General features: G+C 64.2%; 22 protein-coding genes. 17 read left to right on the top strand and 5 right to left on the bottom strand.

Annotated elements, in window-relative coordinates; all coding sequences use genetic code 11:
• Positions 1–10: 10 nt before the first annotated feature.
• Both J2R78_RS00170 and J2R78_RS00165 read left to right on the top strand, forming a co-directional pair.
• Positions 11–1,315 (top strand): acyl-CoA dehydrogenase family protein, encoded by a 1,305-nt coding sequence (locus tag J2R78_RS00170; protein WP_309144975.1) that lies wholly within the window; start codon positions 11–13, stop codon positions 1,313–1,315.
• 134 nt (positions 1,316–1,449) lie between these two features.
• Positions 1,450–1,638: a hypothetical protein gene (locus J2R78_RS00165; protein WP_253609278.1), complete on the top strand. Its 189-nt coding sequence runs from the start codon at positions 1,450–1,452 to the stop codon at positions 1,636–1,638.
• Positions 1,639–1,766: 128 nt separating this feature from the next.
• Here the strand turns inward: J2R78_RS00165 and J2R78_RS00160 are convergent, their stop codons facing one another.
• Entirely contained in the window at positions 1,767–2,168 is a 402-nt protein-coding gene (locus tag J2R78_RS00160; protein ID WP_253609277.1) for a hypothetical protein, read from the bottom strand.
• Between the two features lie 115 nt (positions 2,169–2,283).
• On the opposite strand from J2R78_RS00160, the gene J2R78_RS00155 reads away from it, so the two are divergent.
• Complete coding sequence (locus J2R78_RS00155; protein WP_253609276.1) at positions 2,284–3,576, top strand: c-type cytochrome; 1,293 nt, start codon at positions 2,284–2,286, stop codon at positions 3,574–3,576.
• A 64-nt stretch (positions 3,577–3,640) separates the two neighbouring features.
• Here the strand turns inward: J2R78_RS00155 and J2R78_RS00150 are convergent, their stop codons facing one another.
• Together J2R78_RS00150 and J2R78_RS00145 are read right to left on the bottom strand one after the other, a co-directional pair.
• Positions 3,641–3,934 carry a hypothetical protein gene (locus tag J2R78_RS00150; RefSeq protein ID WP_253609275.1) on the bottom strand — a complete coding sequence of 98 codons (294 nt, stop codon included), beginning with the start codon at positions 3,932–3,934 and terminating at the stop codon, positions 3,641–3,643.
• Positions 3,935–3,938: 4 nt separating this feature from the next.
• A complete protein-coding gene (locus J2R78_RS00145; RefSeq protein ID WP_253609274.1) occupies positions 3,939–5,909 on the bottom strand; it encodes a 4Fe-4S binding protein in 1,971 nt (656 codons plus the stop codon).
• Positions 5,910–6,061: 152 nt separating this feature from the next.
• On the opposite strand from J2R78_RS00145, the gene J2R78_RS00140 reads away from it, so the two are divergent.
• From J2R78_RS00140 to J2R78_RS00095, 10 genes are all read left to right on the top strand, one after another.
• The gene (locus tag J2R78_RS00140; protein ID WP_253609273.1) at positions 6,062–6,817 is read left to right on the top strand and encodes a biotin/lipoate--protein ligase family protein; all 756 of its coding nucleotides are present in this window, start codon (positions 6,062–6,064) and stop codon (positions 6,815–6,817) included.
• Positions 6,814–7,353, top strand: coding sequence for a DUF6505 family protein (locus J2R78_RS00135; RefSeq protein WP_253609272.1), 540 nt, complete (start codon positions 6,814–6,816; stop codon positions 7,351–7,353). Before J2R78_RS00140 ends, J2R78_RS00135 begins: the two co-directional genes overlap by 4 nt.
• Entirely contained in the window at positions 7,350–8,357 is a 1,008-nt protein-coding gene (locus J2R78_RS00130) for a DUF6352 family protein (protein ID WP_253609271.1), read from the top strand. The genes J2R78_RS00135 and J2R78_RS00130 overlap by 4 nt, the downstream gene beginning before the upstream one ends.
• Positions 8,354–8,869, top strand: a complete 516-nt coding sequence (locus tag J2R78_RS00125; RefSeq protein WP_253609270.1) for a DUF3305 domain-containing protein — start codon at positions 8,354–8,356, stop codon at positions 8,867–8,869. Before J2R78_RS00130 ends, J2R78_RS00125 begins: the two co-directional genes overlap by 4 nt.
• Entirely contained in the window at positions 8,866–9,483 is a 618-nt protein-coding gene (locus J2R78_RS00120; RefSeq protein WP_253609269.1) for a DUF3306 domain-containing protein, read from the top strand. Before J2R78_RS00125 ends, J2R78_RS00120 begins: the two co-directional genes overlap by 4 nt.
• 130 nt (positions 9,484–9,613) lie before the next feature.
• Positions 9,614–10,393, top strand: a complete 780-nt coding sequence (locus tag J2R78_RS00115) for a Cro/CI family transcriptional regulator (protein ID WP_253609268.1) — start codon at positions 9,614–9,616, stop codon at positions 10,391–10,393.
• Between the two features lie 29 nt (positions 10,394–10,422).
• Positions 10,423–10,641 carry a twin-arginine translocation signal domain-containing protein gene (locus J2R78_RS00110; RefSeq protein WP_028334130.1) on the top strand — a complete coding sequence of 73 codons (219 nt, stop codon included), beginning with the start codon at positions 10,423–10,425 and terminating at the stop codon, positions 10,639–10,641.
• Positions 10,642–10,643: 2 nt separating this feature from the next.
• A complete protein-coding gene (locus tag J2R78_RS00105; protein WP_253609267.1) occupies positions 10,644–13,586 on the top strand; it encodes a formate dehydrogenase subunit alpha in 2,943 nt (980 codons plus the stop codon).
• A gap of 13 nt (positions 13,587–13,599) precedes the next feature.
• Positions 13,600–14,196, top strand: coding sequence for a formate dehydrogenase FDH3 subunit beta (gene fdh3B / locus J2R78_RS00100; protein ID WP_011088224.1), 597 nt, complete (start codon positions 13,600–13,602; stop codon positions 14,194–14,196).
• Between the two features lie 41 nt (positions 14,197–14,237).
• A complete protein-coding gene (locus J2R78_RS00095) occupies positions 14,238–15,230 on the top strand; it encodes a formate dehydrogenase subunit gamma (protein ID WP_253609266.1) in 993 nt (330 codons plus the stop codon).
• A 30-nt stretch (positions 15,231–15,260) separates the two neighbouring features.
• Here J2R78_RS00095 and J2R78_RS44635 read toward each other — a convergent pair whose 3' ends face one another.
• Positions 15,261–15,383, bottom strand: coding sequence for a hypothetical protein (locus J2R78_RS44635; RefSeq protein WP_256520575.1), 123 nt, complete (start codon positions 15,381–15,383; stop codon positions 15,261–15,263).
• A gap of 698 nt (positions 15,384–16,081) precedes the next feature.
• Here J2R78_RS44635 and J2R78_RS00090 point away from each other — a divergent pair.
• Complete coding sequence (locus J2R78_RS00090) at positions 16,082–16,735, top strand: ATP-dependent Clp protease proteolytic subunit (protein ID WP_253609265.1); 654 nt, start codon at positions 16,082–16,084, stop codon at positions 16,733–16,735.
• Positions 16,736–17,177: 442 nt separating this feature from the next.
• The gene (locus tag J2R78_RS00085; RefSeq protein ID WP_028334134.1) at positions 17,178–17,495 is read left to right on the top strand and encodes a hypothetical protein; all 318 of its coding nucleotides are present in this window, start codon (positions 17,178–17,180) and stop codon (positions 17,493–17,495) included.
• 36 nt (positions 17,496–17,531) lie between these two features.
• Here J2R78_RS00085 and J2R78_RS00080 read toward each other — a convergent pair whose 3' ends face one another.
• Positions 17,532–17,951 carry a hypothetical protein gene (locus J2R78_RS00080; protein WP_253609264.1) on the bottom strand — a complete coding sequence of 140 codons (420 nt, stop codon included), beginning with the start codon at positions 17,949–17,951 and terminating at the stop codon, positions 17,532–17,534.
• Between the two features lie 360 nt (positions 17,952–18,311).
• On the opposite strand from J2R78_RS00080, the gene J2R78_RS00075 reads away from it, so the two are divergent.
• Positions 18,312–19,391 (top strand): AI-2E family transporter, encoded by a 1,080-nt coding sequence (locus J2R78_RS00075; RefSeq protein ID WP_253609263.1) that lies wholly within the window; start codon positions 18,312–18,314, stop codon positions 19,389–19,391.
• Entirely contained in the window at positions 19,391–19,828 is a 438-nt protein-coding gene (locus J2R78_RS00070) for a potassium channel family protein (protein ID WP_038374727.1), read from the top strand. The genes J2R78_RS00075 and J2R78_RS00070 overlap by 1 nt, the downstream gene beginning before the upstream one ends.

Genomic DNA, 19,828 nt, shown 5'->3' with positions numbered 1-19,828 from the left:
GAGAATCGACGTGGATATCACCCAAAGCGAGCGCAGCCAGCAACTGGCCGCGCGTCTCCAGCGCTTCATGATGGAGCACATCTATCCGAACGAGCGCCGATACTATCAGGAGGCCGAGCGGCTCGGGCCCTGGGCTGTGCATCCGGTCGTCGAGGAACTGAAGCCGCTCGCACAACTGGCCGGCCTGTGGAACCTGTTTCTGCCCACTCACGAGGACGGGCTGACCAATCTCGAATATGCCCCGCTATGCGAGATCATGGGGCGTTCGCATCTTGCTCCCGAGGTCTTCAATTGCAGTGCTCCTGACACGGGCAACATGGAGACCATCCTGCGCTACGGTACGGAGGCGCAGAAGGACCGCTGGCTGAAGCCCTTGCTGGCCGGCGAGATCCGTTCTTCCTTTGCGATGACGGAGCCCGACGTCGCCTCGTCCGACGCGACCAATGTGGCCAGCTCGATCGTCCGTGATGGCGACGATTACGTGATCAACGGTCGCAAATGGTACACCACCGGCGCCACCGATCCGCGATGCAAGATCATCATCTTCATGGGGCAGACCGATCCGCAGAATCCGGATCGTCACAAGCGTCAGTCGATGATCCTCGTGCCGAAGGAGACGCCCGGCGTGCATGTCGTCCGTTCGCTGCCCGTGCTCGGCTTCTACGGCGTACCGGATCGTGCATCCGAGGTGATATTCACCAATGTACGCGTGCCGGCCGCCAACATGCTGCTCGGCGAGGGGCGTGGGTTCGAGATCGCGCAGGGTCGGCTCGGGCCCGGACGCATTCATCATTGCATGCGGTTGATCGGCCTCTCCGAGCGCGTGCTCGAGCGCATGTGCCGGCGCGCGCTGAAACGTGTCGCCTTCGGCAAGCCTCTCGCCGAGCAAACCGTGACGCTCGAGCGGGTGGCCGAAGCGCGCATGAAGATCGACCAGGCGCGGCTGCTGACGCTCAGAGCTGCCTACATGATGGACACGGTCGGCAACAAGGCAGCGCGGCAGGAAATCGCGATGATCAAGGTCGTTGCGCCGAACATGGCGCAGACCATTGTTGACTGGGCGATCCAGGCGTTCGGGGGAGGCGGCACCAACAACGACCATTTCCTTTCGGCAGCGCTCGCGACGACTCGCTTGTTGCGACTGGCCGACGGCCCCGACGAGGTCCACCGCAACCAGATCGGCAAGCTCGAATTGCGCCGATGGCTCAATGTCGATCCCTCACGAACCGGCGGTGGCGCGGATTCGTTGTCGCCCGATGAATCCGAATCCTGGTCCGAAGGCGGTCTGTGGCCGCGCCCGAAAGATTTGCCATAGGCGGGTTGGGAGGGGGCTGGAGCCGAGGCATCGGCTCCAGCGCTGATCAACAAAAGGAGAGTTGTGAGCGATCTCACAGGGGGACGTCGAGTCCTGCACTAGTCAGGAATTTCTCAGAACCAACGGAGGTTCGCATGAAGCTCCTGATGATCGCCAGCCTGACCGCCCTCGCGCTTTTTCTGGCTGCGACGAATGTCCCGAGATCGCATCCATCGTCCGTGAGCCACACATCGGTGGCAGGGATGCCCGCTGTGCAAGATAAGCTGCCGGTTGAAGATTTCGACGATCGATCGCTGGTGTTTCCGAGGGGAACTCAGCAATAGAGAGAATGGTGCCGTCGCATCCGAACGCATTCGGTTCGGGATGAGCGGGCTGGAAATCGTCTGGCGTTGAACAGCGCGACGCGTCGGACGGCTTGTTCGCTTGCGCAGCCCCCGTCGCGCGCTGTGTTTCAAAAACTCATGAAGATCGGGTTGATCTCAGCGGGATCGCCGACATGTTCTGGGAATTGAAACGGCGCACCGTGGCGATCGACTATCAGAATTGCCAGTAGCAGCGCCAACACCGCAGCGATGTAGATCAGCAGTGGCGACGCGTCCCGGCTGGTGGGATTGCGATCCCGCGGCGGCAACACGCGAGAATGCCAAATGCGCGAGATGAACTGCAGATATGCTTTCGGATGTATTTGCATGTTCGACCTCGATTGTGAGGCGCCTTTACCAAGACTGCGACCGCGTGGGCCGCTCTTCAAGGCGCCGCTTGTCGCACCCCGAACCGAATACGAACTCCCTTGTTGATTACTGGTGAAATGGGCACGTTGTTGCCAGGGGCCAAGCCCGTCGCCCATGGACACGCCAGATTTTCAGAATGACCGCCGGCGGGGCCGATGGACGCCAGGGAGCACTTTGGCCGGGCAGCAAAAACGGGCAGAATGGCCCGGGGCTTCGCTGCGAGTGTCTCCGACGGCCATGGATTTGATTTTGCGCCTCGCCACGTTCCTTGTGACGGCATCGTTGCTTCTTGCGCTGCAACCCGCGCAAGCGCAATTGGCCGGACACGGCGGACCTGTCCGCGCGATCGCCGTTTTAGGCGACGGCAGGACGGTTCTGTCGGGCAGCTTCGACACTGCGGCGATCCGATGGTCGCTGGCAACCGAGTCGGCGGAGCAGGTGCTTCGTTTCCATTCGGGTGCGGTGAATGCGGTCGCCTTCCTCGGCGATGGAAGAATGGCAACGGCGGGTGCGGATGGCCGGATTGCGATCTGGACGTCGGGCCGGCCGCAGCCGGACCGGGTTTTCGCGGACCATACGGGACCCATCGTCGGGCTCGCCGTTTCGCCCGATGCATCCAAGCTCGCATCCGCCTCGTGGGACCATACCGTGCGGCTCTCGTCGTTGTCCGACGGGGGCTCGCGCGTGCTGCAAGGTCACTCGCAAAACGTGAATGGCGTGGCCTTTGCCCCCGACGGACAGTCGCTGGTGAGCGTGGGCTACGATCTGACGGTGCGGATCTGGCGCCTGCCGGACGGCAGCGCCGAGGTCGTCACGGTGCCGTTGCCGCTGAATGCCGTGGCCATCTCGCCTGACGGCGAAATCGTCACCGGCGCAGCGGACGGCAAGCTGCGCATGATGACGGCCGACGGCAAGGCAAGCGGCGAGGTCATCGCCGGCGCCACGCCGATCGTCGCCTTGGCGGTCTCGCATGACGGCGCCTTGATCGCCGCGGCGGCAATTGACGGCACGGTGGCGATCGTCGATCGCAAGGCGCGCAGCGTGCTGCGCACGTTCGCCGGGCTGGGCGGGCCGGTTTGGTCGGTTGCATTCCTGCCCGATGGCGTGACGCTCCTGACCGGCGGCGCCGACGGCAAGATCAGGCGCTGGAATGCACTGACCGGCGCGGCGATCGGATCGAACGTGGTGGGCACGCCGGGGGACCCGCTCGCCGCCTATGCCGACGACCACGGTGCCGAAGTCTTCAGGGCCTGCGTCGCCTGTCACACATTGTCGGAGACGGAGGTGCAGCGTGCCGGTCCGACCCTTGCCGGACTGTTCGGTCGGAAGATCGCCTCGCTGCCGGGCTATCGCTTCTCCGACGCACTCAAGACGATGGACATCGTCTGGACGCCGGACACCGTCTCAAAATTGTTCGAGATCGGGCCGAACGCCTATACGCCCGGCACGAAGATGCCGGAGCAGCAGATCGGCTCGGCCGAAGATCGCCGCGCGCTCACAGACTTCCTGGCGCGTGCGACGTCGAAATAGCCCGCGTTGGTGCTAGCCGCCTTGCGCATACTCAAGCGAAGGCGTCAAGCCGCGATATGAGACTTTAATACCCCGGCCATTGCTCCACCGGAATTTTCGTCAGCTCCGGGTTCTCCTTGAGCATGCGGGCGATACTAATGCTGGGATGTTCCTTGAGCGCCGCCACGACGCACTGGTTGACGTATTTGCGGCGGGACAGCCACTTGATCTTCTTGCCCTTCGCCTCGGCCTTGCAGGCGACCACCGCCTGCTTGAGTGCAACCTTTTCGGCTTTGGTAAGAGCGGCGGCCTCGACGGCTGTGCCGCCAAGGGCGGTGGTGACAAGGCACGTCGACAGAACCTTCATGAATCGAGGCATGCGGCTAGTCCTTGTTCTCGCGTTGACGCAGGTAGTCATCCGTCGTTCGTGGCGGCGCGCGTTCCGGCACGTCCTGGATCGGATCGAACTGCTGTTCGCTCATGACGATGACCCGGCAATCGGCGCACATCCGCAAGGCCTCGGTCCGGCGGTCCCCGGCAGGGTACATCCAATGCCGTCCCTCGAGTTTGGTCGCGATCCGATCGATCGTGCTCTTGACGCCGAACGGCGTGCCACAGCGAATACACAGGGCAGGTTCTTCTTCCTTGATCACCCGCGCCGGCGCGCGTCTTGCCCGGAAATCGATCTGCGGGGCGAGCCTGATGACTTTTTCAGGACAGGTGCTCTGACACAAACCGCACTGCACGCAGGCGTCCTCCACGAATTTGAGGACAGGGCGGTCGGGATCGGCGCGGAGCGCGCCGGTTGGGCAGGCCGAAACACAGGACAGGCACAGCGTGCAACCGGCGACGTCGACGGTGATCGCACCGATAGGTGCACCCTCAGGCAAGGCGATCACGTCAACCGGCTTGGGGGCGAGGCGATGCAGTTCGCTCAAGCCGAAGCGAAGCAGATCGCCGCGTTTGCCGACCGTCAGGAAAGTCGCGGGATTTTCGAGGCCGGCGAGGGGGCCAATCCCCGTCAGTTGCTCGGCCAGAGTGTCGGGATCGTCGGTTTCGATCGTGCTCACGCGGCGGCCGTCAAATCCGAGTCCGGCGAGAATGGTCTCGGCCATCCGGATCGTCAGCAACGATCCGGTCACGTCGTGTCGTGGCTTGGCGCGCAGCAGGAGCCGCACGGCAGCCGCGCCATAGGCGAAGGCGCCGATGATGGCTTCCAGGCCGACCTGCGTCAGCTCGTTGACGGCGAGGGGAAGCACATTGGCCGGCAATCCGTCGCCATGGCGGGCGAGCGCATCGATCAGCGGCGTGCCGTGCTGGCTGTCATGCAGCAGCAGGACCGGATGTGTGCCGCCGGCCTCGCGATAGGCGCGCAACATGGCGCGGAGGATCTGCAACTGGGTATCGGCGGGTGGCAGCGCGTAGGATGCCGCTCCGGTGGGGCAGGCGGCCGCACATTGCCCGCAGCCTGCGCACACCTCCGCGTTGACTGCGACATGGTCGCCGTCCGGCGTGATCGCGCCGGTCGGGCACAAATCGAGGCAGCGATGGCATCCGATCAGCTTCGAGCGGGAATGCGCGCAGAGGCTGGGTGTGAAGTCGACATATCTCGGCTTGTCGAAGCTTCCGACGAGATCGCGGGCGGCGAGCACCGCACGCAGCATGGCCGCGGGATCTCTCGGATCCGCGCGGAGATAGCCGTCTCGCAGATCGTGTGCGGGAAACAGAGGCGGCTCGCCGGAGAGGTCGAGCACGAGATCGCAGCGCGAGATCGCGCCGTTGCGCGGGGCTTCGAACTCGAAGCGGGCGCGTGAGGACGGGCGTGGCTGCGCGTAGTCGTCGATCGCGAGCTCGAAGCCGCCAAAGTGCCCCCGCGCATTGCGGATCGTGCCCTGCACGATCGGGAACACGGCCGCGGCAGGCGGCACGACGTCCGCCGGCTTCCTGAGCATGACCGTGACGTCGAGATGGTCCGCCAGCAGCCGGCCAGCCTCGATCGCGGTCTCGTCGCGCCCATAGATCAGGATGATGCCATCGCTCGACAATGTGACCAGCGGATAGTCCGGCGCGGGAACCGCCGCCGCTGCAAGCAGCGCCGCCATCTTCGGGCCCGCCTTCGCGCCGTCGCGCGACCAGCCCGCCGTCTCGCGGATGTTGACGAAGCTGATCGGGCCGGCGCGTTCGCCCATCTCATTGGTGAACTGGCCGGCCTGCTGCGTGCAGGCGACGGTCAGCGGGCCGTCGGCTTTCGCGGCGTTGCGGAAATCTTCGAGCTCGGCGCCGCAGAGATGACGATGGCTCCTGATCTCGCAGTTGGGACATCCACGCAGGATCGCGGCCACGTCAAGGCGCATCGTGTCTTCACACGAGCAGATCAGGACGGTCTTCGCTGGCTGCTCCAGGTCGATCCCTCCGCGGGTGCGGCGCCGTCTTGCGGACTCGCGCCATTCCTTCACCTCGTATAGATATTCACTATCGGAAGGAAAAGGAAAGTGGAGGACGGCCCTTGCGGTCGACCCCGACCAGCCGCGTCTCCGTGACGGAAGCGATCCATCTGCCGCCGCCATTCACGCTCGTCCGGTTGCGTGAGAGCGGAGACGCCTTTGCTCACGCTTGCCGCATTGCACCCAAAAGCGGTGCCGGCACGCTGGTGTATGTCGGGCGGTTCGATCTTGCCGAATTCGCCGTGGTGCTCGAGCCGGGCGAGCCCTTGGCCACCGCACGGCGCGCCTTCTATGCCGGCATGGTCGCGCTCACCGACGCCCTGCGCGCCTATGCGCCGCCGCACAAGACGGTCGCGATCGGCTGGCCCGACACCGTCGCGATTGACGGTGGGCTGGTGGGCGGCGGACGGCTGGGATGGCCGACGTCCGCGCGCGAGGACGAGCCGCCTGCCTGGCTGGTGTTCGGCGCCATGATCCGGACGGTTGCAATGGCCGATCAGGGACCAGGCGTCCATCCGCTCGCGTCCGCGCTGGATGAGGAGGGGTTTGGCGAAGCAGGAGCCGTGCAGGTGACCGAGAGCTTTGCGCGGCACCTGATGCGGGCGATCGATAGCTGGCAGACCGATGGCTTTGGCAGCCTCGCGCGCGACTATCTCAGCCGGATCCCCCGCGAGCGGCGAACCGTGCTGCGGATCGATGACGGCGGCGATCTCCTCACGCGCCGCGTCGGCGCCGACAGGATCGAACGCAGCGTACTCGTCAAGGCGCTCGGAACGCCGTCCTGGTTCGATCCGAAGCTCGGAGGGCCGCGGCTGTGAAACTGCTCCGCAGCATCGCGCTCGATCCCTCCGACACCTTCGTATTCGATGTGGCGGCCGAGCCGGGCGAATGGGCCGTCTCCGGTGCCTTCCGCTTCTGCGATCAGGATCCGACGAAGCTGACCGGCAAGGCCCGCGTCGCGTTCCGCAGTGGCTTCCTCGGCGTGCAGTCCTGGGGCTGGTCGACGCTGGTGCAGATTGTGCCTGCGACCGAGAACGATTGCAGCGCGCTGATCGACCGCCTCGCCAGGCAATTGATCGATCGTTTCGGAGCGCCGAATCTGGCGACCGCGCGGACGGCGGCGGAAGAGGAGGTCGCCTTCGCGCAGTCGCTCTGCAACCATCCGGTCAGCTCGCTCATTGCCGTTCACCGTTCGGTGAGCGACGGCGAAGTCCGGGAGTCGTTCCGCAGGCTGCAGCTGCGTCAGGGTCAGGGACACGGCAAGGCGTTCTCGTTCATGGAAGTCGAAGACGATGTCGAGCCTGACGGTGATCTCAAGCTTGCCGATATGAGTGGGGAGTCGCGGCACCGATGAATGATTTCTGGATCGCGTGCGGCCACCATCTGCTCGATCGCGACGAGAGCGGGGGGCTTTGCGTCACCGACGAGTTCCTGAAGGCCTATTTTGCTCGTCCGGAGCTGGTTCCGCCGGACGAAGCATGCCCGGTCGAGCGGCGGCTGCACCGCGCGCTGCTCGCGGCTCCCCGCAGGCCGGTCGGCGCGGAAGAGATTGACGCGATCGTCGATGCGGATGCTCGGGAGAACTGGCGGCTCGTGCTTGCCTTCCGCGATCTCCTCCTGCGGCATCCGACGCTGGAGCAGGCCTATCTTGCAACCGTCCGGTCCGGGACGAACGACTTGCCGCCGCTGTTCGTCAATCAGCTCGTCCACGTGATCCTGCGCAATGCGCTCGACGGCTGCGATGATCCGTTCGTGCTGCGCGCAGCCGAGCTGTTCTTCCGCCCGCAGCGCATCCTGCCGCAGGAGCAGGCCCTGCTGCTCGGCGATGAAGAGGTCGTCGGGGGACAGACTCCGACCCCGGTGCTCTCGCTGATGTCGATGCTGGGGGCGGTGACCGATGCCGAGCTCGACGTCTTGCGCGAGGACAATGCCGGCGATTACTGGCGCCGGAGCGACCAGTTCGACATGGCATTCGACCTCACCGCAGGCGGCCGCGGGCCGGCGGCGCTGGCGCAGGCGATGGTGCGCTGGATCTCCCATCTGCTCGGGATCGACGTCAGCATTGAGCCGCTGCGCGAGCTGCGTGATGCACGTCTCACCTGGTATGTCGGGCTCGACGCCGACGCGACCAGACTCGGCGACCGTCTCTGGCATGGCGAGCAGCTCGACGACCGCAGCGCAGGACGCGTGCTTTCATTGTTCCGTCTGATGTTTGCGGACACGAACGCGGCCGCAGACGAGATGCGGGGCGAGCCGGTTTATCTCATTCTGTCGATGAACGCCGATCAGAAGCTGCGGATGAAGCCGCAGAATTTGCTGACGGGGCTGCCGGTCAAACATCTGGAGATGGCGACATGAGTCCGGCCGCGCTGCCGCTTGTGCGCGTCCCCGTCGGCGTCGTGGTCGAGCGGCATCAGGCGGACTCGCCGTGGACCGATTTCGTCTGGCGCGCGGTTGCCGTGCTGCCTGACGAGCCGGACACCAAACCCTGGACGGTGCTTCGCGAAGAGAACGGGACGACGCTGTTCTATGCCGGCAGCGCCATGGTCGATCTCTATGGTTCCGAGACGGCGCGCTATCGCGACAATCTCGTCTCGGGCAGTCCGGCCATCTGGACCGTCTTGTCGCCGGCCGAAGGCGCCTGGCCCTACTCGGTGGCTGCCGCGACCGCCGATCCTTCGGAGGGCGAGGCGTTCACGGAGGCCGGTGCGAATCTGGTCGAGGCCGTCCCCATGCCCGAGATGCTGCGTGAGCAGATTGAAAGCTTCGTGGCCGAGCACCACGTCGAACGTGAGTTCTTCAAGCGCAAGCGACGGCAGGCCGATCCCGAGGCGCTCGCGCGCCGGCAGCATGAAGGCGGACACGAATGAGTGAGGACAAGTTCCTGACGCGCTGGTCCCGCCGCAAGCAGGAGGCAAAGGCGAACGCCACGCCACCGGACCCGGCCATGCGCGACGACATGCAGTCGCCGCCGCCAGCAGTCAAAGACGACGACGCGGAGTTCGATCTTTCGAGCCTGCCTTCGATTGACTCGATTACCTCGGCGACCGACATCACGGCGTTCCTGCGCAAGGGAATCCCGCAGGAGCTGACGCGTGCGGCGCTTCGTCGCGCCTGGAGCGCCGATCCCGTCATCCGCGACTTTGTCGGGCTTGCCGAGAACGCCTGGGACTTCAACGACCCGACCGCGATGCCGGGCTTTGGCCCGCTGGATTGCTCCGAGGCTGAGCTCACCGCGCTCATCGACAGGATCGTCGGCGGCCTCGGCAAGCCGGCCGAGGCGCCGCCTGAGCGTTCGGTTGAAGTCGCGGATTCTTCGCAGGAATTGCGCGAGGTCGAGTTGCCGGGCATCGCCGCCGAAGAAGCCGCGACCACGGGATCCGCGCCTGATCCTGCTGCAACGCAACGAACGGTCGCGGAAAGCTCCGACGGCGAACAGGTGCCGGTTGAGCGCCGCACGCACGGCAGTGCGCTGCCCCGCTAGGGACCGCGACGAAAGGCCATAGCCTCAGACTATAGCGAGCCGATTGACCCTCCGTTGGGCCGGGACTAGGCTTCGCTAGCGCTTTGTAAGAAAAGCAAAATCAGCACCCGGGACTTGGATGGAGGTCCACGTGCGCGATGCTGGCCTTGAGCGAGCCATTGACGCCGCCGGCGGCGTTGCAGAGCTTGCGCGCAAAATCGGCATCAGCCAGCCCTCTGTTTCGAACTGGAACAAGGTGCCCGCGCAACGGGTGATCGCCGTCGAAGCCGCCACAGGCATCTCGCGCGATCATTTGCGGCCTGATCTGTACAGCGAGCCGCTTCGTGCCGAAGCGCCGATCGATTTTGTCGATGTCGCGCGTGCGCAGGAATATCTGCTGCTCGCGACGCTGTTGTCCGCCGCACCATCGAAGAAACTGCTCGATCAACTGGCTGCGTTGACCGCCGATGCCACGCCGCTTGGGCGCGCGCATGCCGCGCTGGCCGAATCCGCCGCCAATGCGGTCGCGGCGAAGGTCGAACGCGAATATTTCGATCTGTTCACAGGTCTCGGCCGCGGCGAACTCTTGCCCTACGCCTCCTACTATCTGACCGGCTTTCTCAACGAGCGGCCGCTGTCGAGGCTGCGCGCCGACCTCGCTGCGTCCGGGATCGAGCGCATCGCGAACAATTCCGAGCCGGAAGATCACGCGGCTATCCTGTGCGAGATCATGGCAGGTTTCGCGGGAGGGCGTTTCCCGGCGCCGTTCGACACGCAGCGTGCCTTCTTCGGCAAACACGTCGCGCCCTGGATGGGGCGGCTGTTCGTCGACATCGAGCGCGCGGAGAGCGCCGTCTTCTATCGTGCGGTCGGTGCGCTTGGTCGCGCCTTTATCGAGATCGAGACAGAAGCATTCACGTTCGCGAACTGACCTGCATCCGCGGGTCCAGGAGAGATGCGATGAGTGAAGACAGGACTACCACAGTCGGGCGCCGCGATTTCCTGCGCAAGGTCGGCGTCGGCACGGTGGGCGCCGGCGCGACACTGGCAACGCCTCTGGTCGGCTCTGCGCAAGCCGACAGCGAAACCAACGATGAGAAGCGCAAGGCGCGCTACAAGGAAACCGATCACGTCAAGGCGTTCTACCGCGTCAATCGTTATCCGGCCAAGGGAGGTTGACCGTGCTGATCAAGCGAACAAACCAGCGTTCCCTGCGCCAAGGCTCCGCCGCCAGCTCCCTTGCAGATCAGGCCGGTGGCCTCGACCGCCGCAGCTTCCTGCGCAAATCCGGTCTTGCCGGCGGCGCGCTCGCCGCATTCGGCACCTTGCCGCTCGGCAGCGTGCGCAAGGCGGAAGCCGCGGCGGCCGGTCCGCTCACGGCGGGCGCGACCGTCCGCAAGAGCATCTGCACGCACTGTTCGGTTGGATGCACGGTGACGGCCGAGGTCTTGAACGGGGTATGGATCGGCCAGGAGCCGAGCTGGGATTCGCCGATCAATCGCGGCTCGCATTGCGCCAAGGGCGCTTCCGTGCGTGAGCTCGTGCACAGCGAGCGGCGGCTGCGCTATCCGATGAAGCTGGTGGGCGGGCAGTGGACCCGCGTCTCCTGGGACACCGCGATCAATGAGATCGGCGACAAGATTCAGGCGGTACGTGAGAAGTCGGGTCCCGATTCCGTCTATTGGCTCGGCTCGGCCAAGATGACCAACGAAGGCGCCTACCTGTTCCGCAAGCTCGGTGCGTTCTGGGGCACCAACAATACCGATCACCAGGCCCGCATCTGCCATTCAACCACCGTCACCGGCGTCGCCAACACCTGGGGCTACGGCGCGATGACCAACAGCTACAATGACATCCGCAATGCGAAGACGCAGGTCATCCTGGGCGGCAATCCGGCCGAGGCGCATCCCGTCTCGCTGCAGCATCTGCTCGAGGGCAAGGAGCTGCAAAGGGCCAACTTCATCGTCATCGACCCGCGCCTGACGCGCACCGCCGCGCACGCGACCGAATATGTGCGGATGCGGCCGGGTACCGACATTCCGGTGCTCTACGGCATGATGTGGCACATCCTGCAGAACGGCTGGGAGGACAAGGAGTTCATCCGGCAGCGCGTCTACGGTTTCGACGACCTCAAGAAGGAGGTCGAGAAATGGCCTCCTGAGGAAGTCGAGCGCGTCACCGGCATTCCCGGCGAGCAGCTCAAGCGCGTCGCCAAGATGTTCGCCACCGAGAAGCCGGCAACGTTGATCTGGGCCATGGGCCAGACGCAGAAGACCGTCGGCACCGCCAATGTGCGGGCGAGCTGCATCGCGCTGCTGATGACCGGCAATGTCGGCAAGGCCGGCGCCGGCGCCAACATCTTCCGAGGCCACGACAACGTGCAGGGCGCGACCGATGTCGGGCTCGATATCGTCACGCTGCCGTTCTACTACGGCCTTGCCGAAGGCGCCTGGAAGCACTGGTCGCGGGTCTGGGAGGTCGACTATGACTTCCTGAAGGCGCGGTTCGATTCCAAGCAGATCATGGAAACCCCCGGCATTCCGCTGACCCGCTGGTTCGAGGCGGTGACGTTGCCGAAGGAGCAGGTTGCGCAGAAGGACAACGTGAAGGCGGTGTTCGTGCAGGGACACGCCTCCAACAGCATCACCCGTATCCCTGAATCCCTCAACGGCCTGAAGGCGCTCGAGCTGCTCGTCATCGCCGATCCGCATCCGACGACCTGGGCCTCGCTCGCGGTCGAGGCGGGACGCACCGAAGGCGTCTACATTCTCCCGGTCGCCACCCAGTTCGAGTGCAAGGGGTCGCGCGTCGCTTCCAACCGCTCGCTGCAATGGGGCGAGCAGATTGTGAAGCCGATCTTCGAGTCGAAGGACGATCTCGAAATCATCTATCTGATGGCGAAGAAGCTCGGCTTCGCCGATCAGATGTTCAAGAAGATCAAGGTCGAGAACAACCTGCCTGAGGCCGAGGACGTGCTGCGCGAGATGAACCGCGGCAGCTGGTCGACCGGCTATTGCGGACAATCGCCCGAGCGCCTCAAGGCGCACATGAAGAACCAGGCGAAGTTCGACATGCTGACGATGCGGGCGCCGAAGGACGATCCCGAGGTTGGCGGCGACTATTACGGCCTGCCTTGGCCGTGCTGGGGATCACCCGAGGTCAGGCACCCCGGCACGCCACTGCTCTACAACACCAATCTGCACGTGATGGACGGCGGCGGCACGTTCCGGCCGCGGTTCGGCGTCGAGCGCGAGGAGAAGCTGCCGGACGGCACGACGCGGAAGGTAAGCCTGCTCGCGGACGGCTCGTATTCGTTGGGGTCGGGAATCCAGGATGGCTATCCGGAATTCACGCTGGCGAGCCTGAAGAAGCTCGGCTGGGACACCGAGCTCACCGAAGCGGAAATGGCCGTGATCAACAAGATCAATCCGGCCAATCCGGACACGGTGTCGTGGTCGCTCGATCTGTCGGGCGGCATTCAGCGCGTCGCGCTTGCGCACGGCTGCGTACCCTACGGCAACGGCAAGGCACGCATGAATGCCTTCGGCTTGCCCGATCCGATCCCGGTTCACCGCGAGCCGATCTATACGCCACGTGTCGATCTCGTCGCCAAGTACCCGACGCTGCCCGACGCCAAGCAGTTCCGGATGCCCAATATCGGATTCTCCGTGCAGAAGGCCGCGGTGGAGAAGGGCATTGCAAAGCAGTTTCCGCTCATCCTCTCGTCCGGCCGTCTGGTCGAATATGAGGGCGGCGGCGAGGAGACGCGCACAAACCCGTGGCTCGCCGAGTTGCAGCAGGACATGTTCATCGAGATCAATCCCGCCGATGCCGCCGATCGCGGTGTCAAGGACGGTGGCTGGGTCTGGGTCACCGGCGCCGAGAACAATTCCAGGGCAAGGATGAAGGCGCTCGTTACCGAGCGGGTCGGCAAGGGCGTTGCATGGATGCCCTTCCATTTCGGCGGCTGGCTTGCGGGCAAGGATCTTCGCGGCAACTACCCGAAGGGCACCGATCCGATCGTGCTCGGCGAAAGCGCGAACACGATCACCACCTACGGATACGATCCCGCGACGGGCATGCAGGAGCCCAAGGTCACTCTCTGCCAGATCGCGGCGGCATAAGGGAGCAACGACGATGGCACGTATGAAGTTTCTCTGCGACGCCGACCGTTGCATCGAGTGCAACGCCTGCGTCACGGCCTGCAAGAACGAGCACGAGGTGCCTTGGGGCATCAACCGCCGCCGGGTCGTCACCATCGCCGACGGCAAGCCGGGCGAACGCTCGGTCTCGATGGCCTGCATGCACTGTACGGACGCGCCCTGTGCGGCGGTGTGCCCGGTGAATTGTTTCTATACCACCGCCGACGGCGTGGTTCTGCACTCCAAGGATCTCTGCATCGGCTGCGGCTACTGCTTCTACGCCTGTCCGTTCGGCGCGCCGCAATATCCGAAGGTCGGCAATTTCGGCTCGCGCGGAAAAATGGACAAATGCACCTATTGTGCCGGCGGTCCCGAGGCCGATGGCAGCAAGGAAGAGTACGAGAAATACGGCGCGAACCGGCTTGCCGAAGGCAAGCTGCCGCTGTGCGCGGAGATGTGCTCGACCAAGTCGCTGCTCGCCGGCGACGGCGAGATCATTGCCCAGATCTATAAAGAGCGCGTGCTGAAGCGCGGCTACGGCTCAGGCGCATGGGGCTGGAAGACCGCCTATCGCGAGACGATCGAGTCCTGACGACGACCTGGCGCGGGTCGCGTCGATATCGGGAGGACCTTATGGCGTGTTTTGCACGATGTGTTCGGCTCGTCATTGGCGTGGCTGGACTCCTGCTGCTCGTCTCCGCGGCTTCCCCGTCCGTAGCCCAGCAGGTCAACCCGACCGCAAGCGCGGTCAAGGAGCAACAGCTCCTGCAGGAACTGAACCGGGTGCAGGGACGCGTCAGCATACCCGACCAGCGCTCGGGCGTTCTCGAACAGCCGGCCGGCCGTGAATGGCGCGAGTTCCGGAACGTGACGCTGCGCTGGATCGGCGGCATCGCCATTCTTGGCATGCTCGCGGCGCTGGTCATCTTCTATCTCAGCCGCGGGATGGTACGGCTGCAGAGCGGTCGTTCCGGCCGGACCATCGTGCGCTTTTCCGCATTCGAGCGCTTCGTGCACTGGATGACGGCGACTTGCTTCATCATTCTGGCGATCTCGGGGTTGAACGTCACTTTTGGACGTCCATTGCTGCTGCCGTTGATCGGCCACGAAGCGTTTTCCGAATGGTCGCAATGGGCGAAATATGTTCACAACTATCTCAGCTTCCCGTTCACCATCGGCGTCGTGCTGATCTTCCTGATGTGGATCGCCGGCAATATCCCGAACAAGGCGGATGTCGACTGGATCAAGCGCGGCGGCGGCATCGTCGGGCACGATCATCCGCCGGCCTATCGTTTCAACGCCGGCCAGAAGGCGATCTACTGGATCGTGGTCATCGGCGGAGGTCTGGTGGCGGCGACGGGATATGTGCTGATGTTCCCGTTCTACCTGTCAGGCATCGAAGGGATGCAGCTTGCGCAGATCGTCCACTCCATCGTCGCGATGCTTTTCACGGCAGTGATGCTGGCGCACATCTATATCGGCACGATCGGCATGGAAGGCGCGTTCGAGGCGATGGGAAGCGGCACCGTCGATGTCAATTGGGCCAGGGAGCACCACAGCCTCTGGCTGGAAGAGGAGAATGCGCGCGATGCTCGACCCCAGCCCTCCGTCACCGCGGCGGAGTAGGGGGGCGCGCAGCCGTTGAACGCGAACTTGCTACAGCCGTACGCCCGTCGTTGCAAAGGCCTGTGCGACCGGTTCTTGCACCCGGTTTAGCGCCAGGGCCCCGAATGCCGACACGACGACGGCGGCCACGCAGGCGAGCAAGAAGACTTTCATTGTCGTTCTCCCAAATCGATCGGGATGCAGTGGGAGTTTACACAAGATGACGCGTCGCGGACAGCGTTGTCCGGCGCGTGTGGGCGGCCATCGCTCAAGCCATGGGGCGCAAGCGGCGGCTTTCGGGACGCTGCACCATCGAGACGCCGCATCCCGCGTTAGGTTGCCTTGGCGACCAGCAGTTCGCGTGGAGCGTGGATTGATCGCGCATGTCGAGCCGGATGGGATTCCTCAAGCGGTCCAGTCCCCTCAAGGATCGGGGGAAAAAGAAATAAATGAAATGAATGACTTAAGGTGGAGATTGTCGGTGACCCCGATGCTGGATTGGACTGGCTGATCGTAGGGTCGCGGTAGATGATGTTCGCTCTCGGCACGGGGCGTGCGCTTGAGGGCCAGCGTCGCTCTCTAGACGTCAAAATGGCGCTCCCGCCTGCGCGCTTGCCGAATTGGGTTTGATTCAGATCAACCCACGATGCGCGTCGATGCTCTGTTTATCGTGCGAGGTCCCGGGTCCAATGGGGAGCGCCGTGGCAGCCTGGAAGCACGCTTTGAGGGTCCTCCGCGCGACATTTATCGACGGCGACGCAAACGGCCGGTGCGCCACGCATGGGTTGCGGCCACCCCGAAGCGATGTCGCAGCGGGTCAACTTCATTCTCGAGCGCCTGCAATTCGCTCGATGCGGATTGCAGGATGCGTTTTGAGCATCGCGGTCGTGCTGACCTCGACGAACTGTCTCGCGATGGAGTTCTCCCGTGTCCAGGGGTGCTTTGGAGATGTCTTGAAGCTCAGTGGAGATATCAGGGATGGGGACTTTGTCCGCTTTCGCGGATATCTGGCGACTGAGCGCCGGGTCGTTGGCCTCGATCTCGATTCCCGAGGTGGGTCCCTCTACGAAGGCTTCCGAATCGCCATGCTCGCGCACCAGAGGCAAATCGCCAGTTACGTTTCCGGAGAATGCGACTCGGCATGCGCTTTTATTTTCCTGGCGAGCAGGAAGCGTTATGTGGCGCCAAATGCCAAGATCGGCGTCCATTCGGTTTCCAATTTACACGGCAACGAGGACAGTCGAACGATTCGTGACACGATCAAGCTTGCGAGGTTGTCGGCCAAGCTCCGTATTCCTCCGTCGGCCATCGGCAGGATGGTCATGACTCCGCCGGGAAAGATCTCCTATTTGAACAAGGAGGAGCTCGCTTCGCTGAAGGTCATGGAGCGGAATCCATTTGATCGCACCGCTCGCGCGACGACCGTGGAATCAAGGAGTAGCTCCATGTGCGGCGCGGCGCCCTCGAAGAGCGCGTCGGAGGAGGAGCGGCCGATGCGGAACGCCGCCGGCTCGAAGGGCAGCTAGGGCGCGCTGGTTGAGCGGGCCTTGGCGCCGAACCGGCTCGTATAGCCCAATTGGGTCAGTTAAGCCGTCGCACGTGACCCTGACTGCTTGGCACAAGCTGCACTGGCCTCTCCATTCCACCGCGATCTACAATCGCAGCCATGGGGTATACCAGCGACAGATTTCGGCGAGTGCGTGGCGCAAGCCAGCCGGCTGGCGCTCGCAATTGGCTGCGTCGCTGGCTTGAAGCGGCCGACGGCGATATTGCCTTCAAGGTCGTGGTCGTGACGGCCGGGATGCTGTCGACCGCGGCGATCGCCTTTGGATTGCTATCGTCCTGAGCGCGCCTCTTGTTGGCCGTGCGTGATGCTGGAATCGTCGTTCTGAGGTGCTCCGCCCGCGAAGCTCTGACAATATGAGCTATCGTCTTCGGCACGACACGGATCATTCCCGGCGGCAATGAATGCACTTCGAATTAGCTGAAAAATCGAGCGGACGTCGAGACCGTCTGGCGGCCAGGTTGGGCGTCGGGGCCTGCGCCGCGACCTTCTTGTTTTGCTGCGCGCAACAGACGGCCGCGCTGCCGCTGACGCCATTCCGCTATGAAGCCCAGGCTCAGCGGCATTGCCCCGGCGATAGCGTGGTCTGGCTCGATTTTCGGCGCGGACGCTACTACCTCAAAGGGCAAAGCCGCTATGCCAGGGGCTTCGATGGCGGTTTCGTGTGCAGGAATGAAGCGCGCGAGAGCGGCTATCGGCGTTCGCTGCTCGGCCTTCGGTGACATCACCGAAGGCCGGCCTGTCACGTAAAGCCGGCACTACCATCCGTCATAGTAGCGTGGCCGAGCGTAATAGCCGTAGCCTCCGCCCGGCGGGCAATAGTCGTAGCCATAGCCGCCGCCATAGCCGTATCCACCGCCATAGTAGGGATACGCGCCATAGTAGGCCGAGCTCGCGATGGCTCCGCCAACGATCGCACCGGCGGCCGCAGCGCCCCAGCCTCGATAGCCCCATCCACGATAGCCTCCCCAGCCGCCGTAGCCGCGCCAACCGCGATAGCCCCAGCCGCCGCCGCGCCAGCCGCCCCAGCCGCCCCAGCGCACCTGAAGGGCGGTGTTGCTCTCGACCATGCCCTTCATGGCCGCGACATTGGTCGGCAACGGGGCCGCCTGGCTCGCGCCAATGCCGACCATGCTCGCAAGCAGGATCAAGGCCGGCAGGGTCTTGGTGTTCTTCATGACGTCCTCCACATCGGGGTGACACAGGCAGTCGCGACCGAAAGGCAGCCAAATCGAGAGCGGCTGTCCGATCCATGAGGACGCCGAGCCTGTCAGCCGCGGCCGGCCCGAAGCTTGATTTGAATCAAAGTGGCAAGAGGGCGGTGCGGACGATTGATCCTGCACCTGGGACAATTGCCGCGGATAGGCAGGCCGCCGCCTGATGGGGCGCGATCGCGCTCGTGATCTCCTGCCCCCGAACCGGGCCGCTTCTTCGGTGAAAGTCCGGACGCGTCACGCTTGATCTGAATCAAGCCGTGCGCAGCAAGGCGATGGCATCGCTTCCCGGGTAGCTGCTGATGCTCGATCGAAAGCACGCTCTTGAAAACCCTTCGCCAGCTCGTGACCGGAGACGAGTTCGTCCAGCTCGCAATTCGCCTCGGATTGCTGGCGCTGTTGATCTACTGGTCGTTCGTTCTGGTCAGCCCGTTCGTGCCGATCCTGGCCTGGAGCGTGGTGCTCGCGGTCGCGCTCTATCCCGTCTTCACCTGGCTCGCAGCAATGCTCGGCGGCCATACCGGCATCGCGGCGCTCGTGCTGACCTTGATCTCTCTGGGAGTCGTCATCGGGCCGGCGACCTGGCTCGGAATCGGAGCAGTAGAGGGGGTGAGGGAGCTCGCCGAACAACTCGGCGCCGGCCACGTTGTCGTGCCGTCGCCGCCGCCCGAGATCAAGGATTGGCCGCTGATCGGCGGCCCACTCCATGAGATCTGGGATCGGGCGTCGACCAATCTGCGTGCCGTGCTGCGCGAGGTCGTGCCGCAACTGAAGCCGTTGGCCGGGACCCTGTTTGCATTTGCCAGCGATGCCGGGATCGGGATGCTGAAGTTTCTGCTGGCGGTCGTCGTGGCAGGGTTTCTGTTTCCCTATGGCTTGCAGCTTGCGGCGGCGTGCCGGAGCTTCCTGTCCCGCATCGTGCCGGAGCAGAGCGAGCACTTCCTCGATCTTGCAGGTGCGACCATCCGGGCGGTTTCCCGCGGCGTCATTGGCGTCGCCGTCCTGCAATCGCTGCTGGCCGGCATTGGCTTCAAGCTGGCGGGGATCCCGAGTGCGGGGCTGCTGGCGTTTGTCGTGATGCTGCTCGCGATCGTGCAGATCGGGGCGGCAATCGTGCTGTTTCCGGTCATCATCTGGCTATGGTCGGCCAAGGATTTCACGACCGCACTCGCCCTCACGTTCTTCTTCCTGGTCGTCGGCGTCCTCGACAATGTGCTGAAGCCGCTGGTGATGGGGCGGGGCCTGACCACGCCGGCGCTCGTCATCTTTGTCGGCGTGATCGGCGGCACGCTTGCCCACGGCATCGTGGGCCTGTTCATCGGTCCAATCATTCTCGCGGTCGCCTGGGAATTGCTCACGGCATGGATCCGGGACGACCGCGCCCGGCTGGCGGGAGAGCGATAATGCTGTTTCAGCTCCTCGTGGGATCGGCGGTGAGCGCGATCAACATCGCGATTCATTCGCTGTGGACAGTCGCGGCCATCGGGTTGCTTCGCAACGTTGCCTTGAGCGCGGCCGGCCGGGCGGGGCTACAGCTCAGCGGCGTGATGGTCGCAACCGCGCTTGCGCTGATGCTGGCTCACACGCTTGAGATCGTGGTGTGGAGCCTGGCCTATTGGGTGCTCGGCGCCGCGCCTGCCGGCAGCAATCTGCTGTATTTCGCCTTTGTGAACTACACCACGCTCGGCTATGGCGACGTCATCCCGGTCAAGCAGTGGCTGTTGATCGGACCGATGGCGGCCATGAACGGCATTCTCATGTTCGGATGGTCGACCGCGGTCTTGTTCGAAGTGTTGCAAAAGACCATCGAGCGCCAGGCGGCGCTGACGAAATCCCCCTGA

Origin of the sequence: Bradyrhizobium sp. USDA 4538 (assembly GCF_024171045.1) — a bacterium.
GTDB lineage: Bacteria > Pseudomonadota > Alphaproteobacteria > Rhizobiales > Xanthobacteraceae > Bradyrhizobium > Bradyrhizobium australafricanum.
Note: the sequence above shows the minus strand (reverse complement) of the source record. Positions and strands in the feature narration are given on the sequence as shown.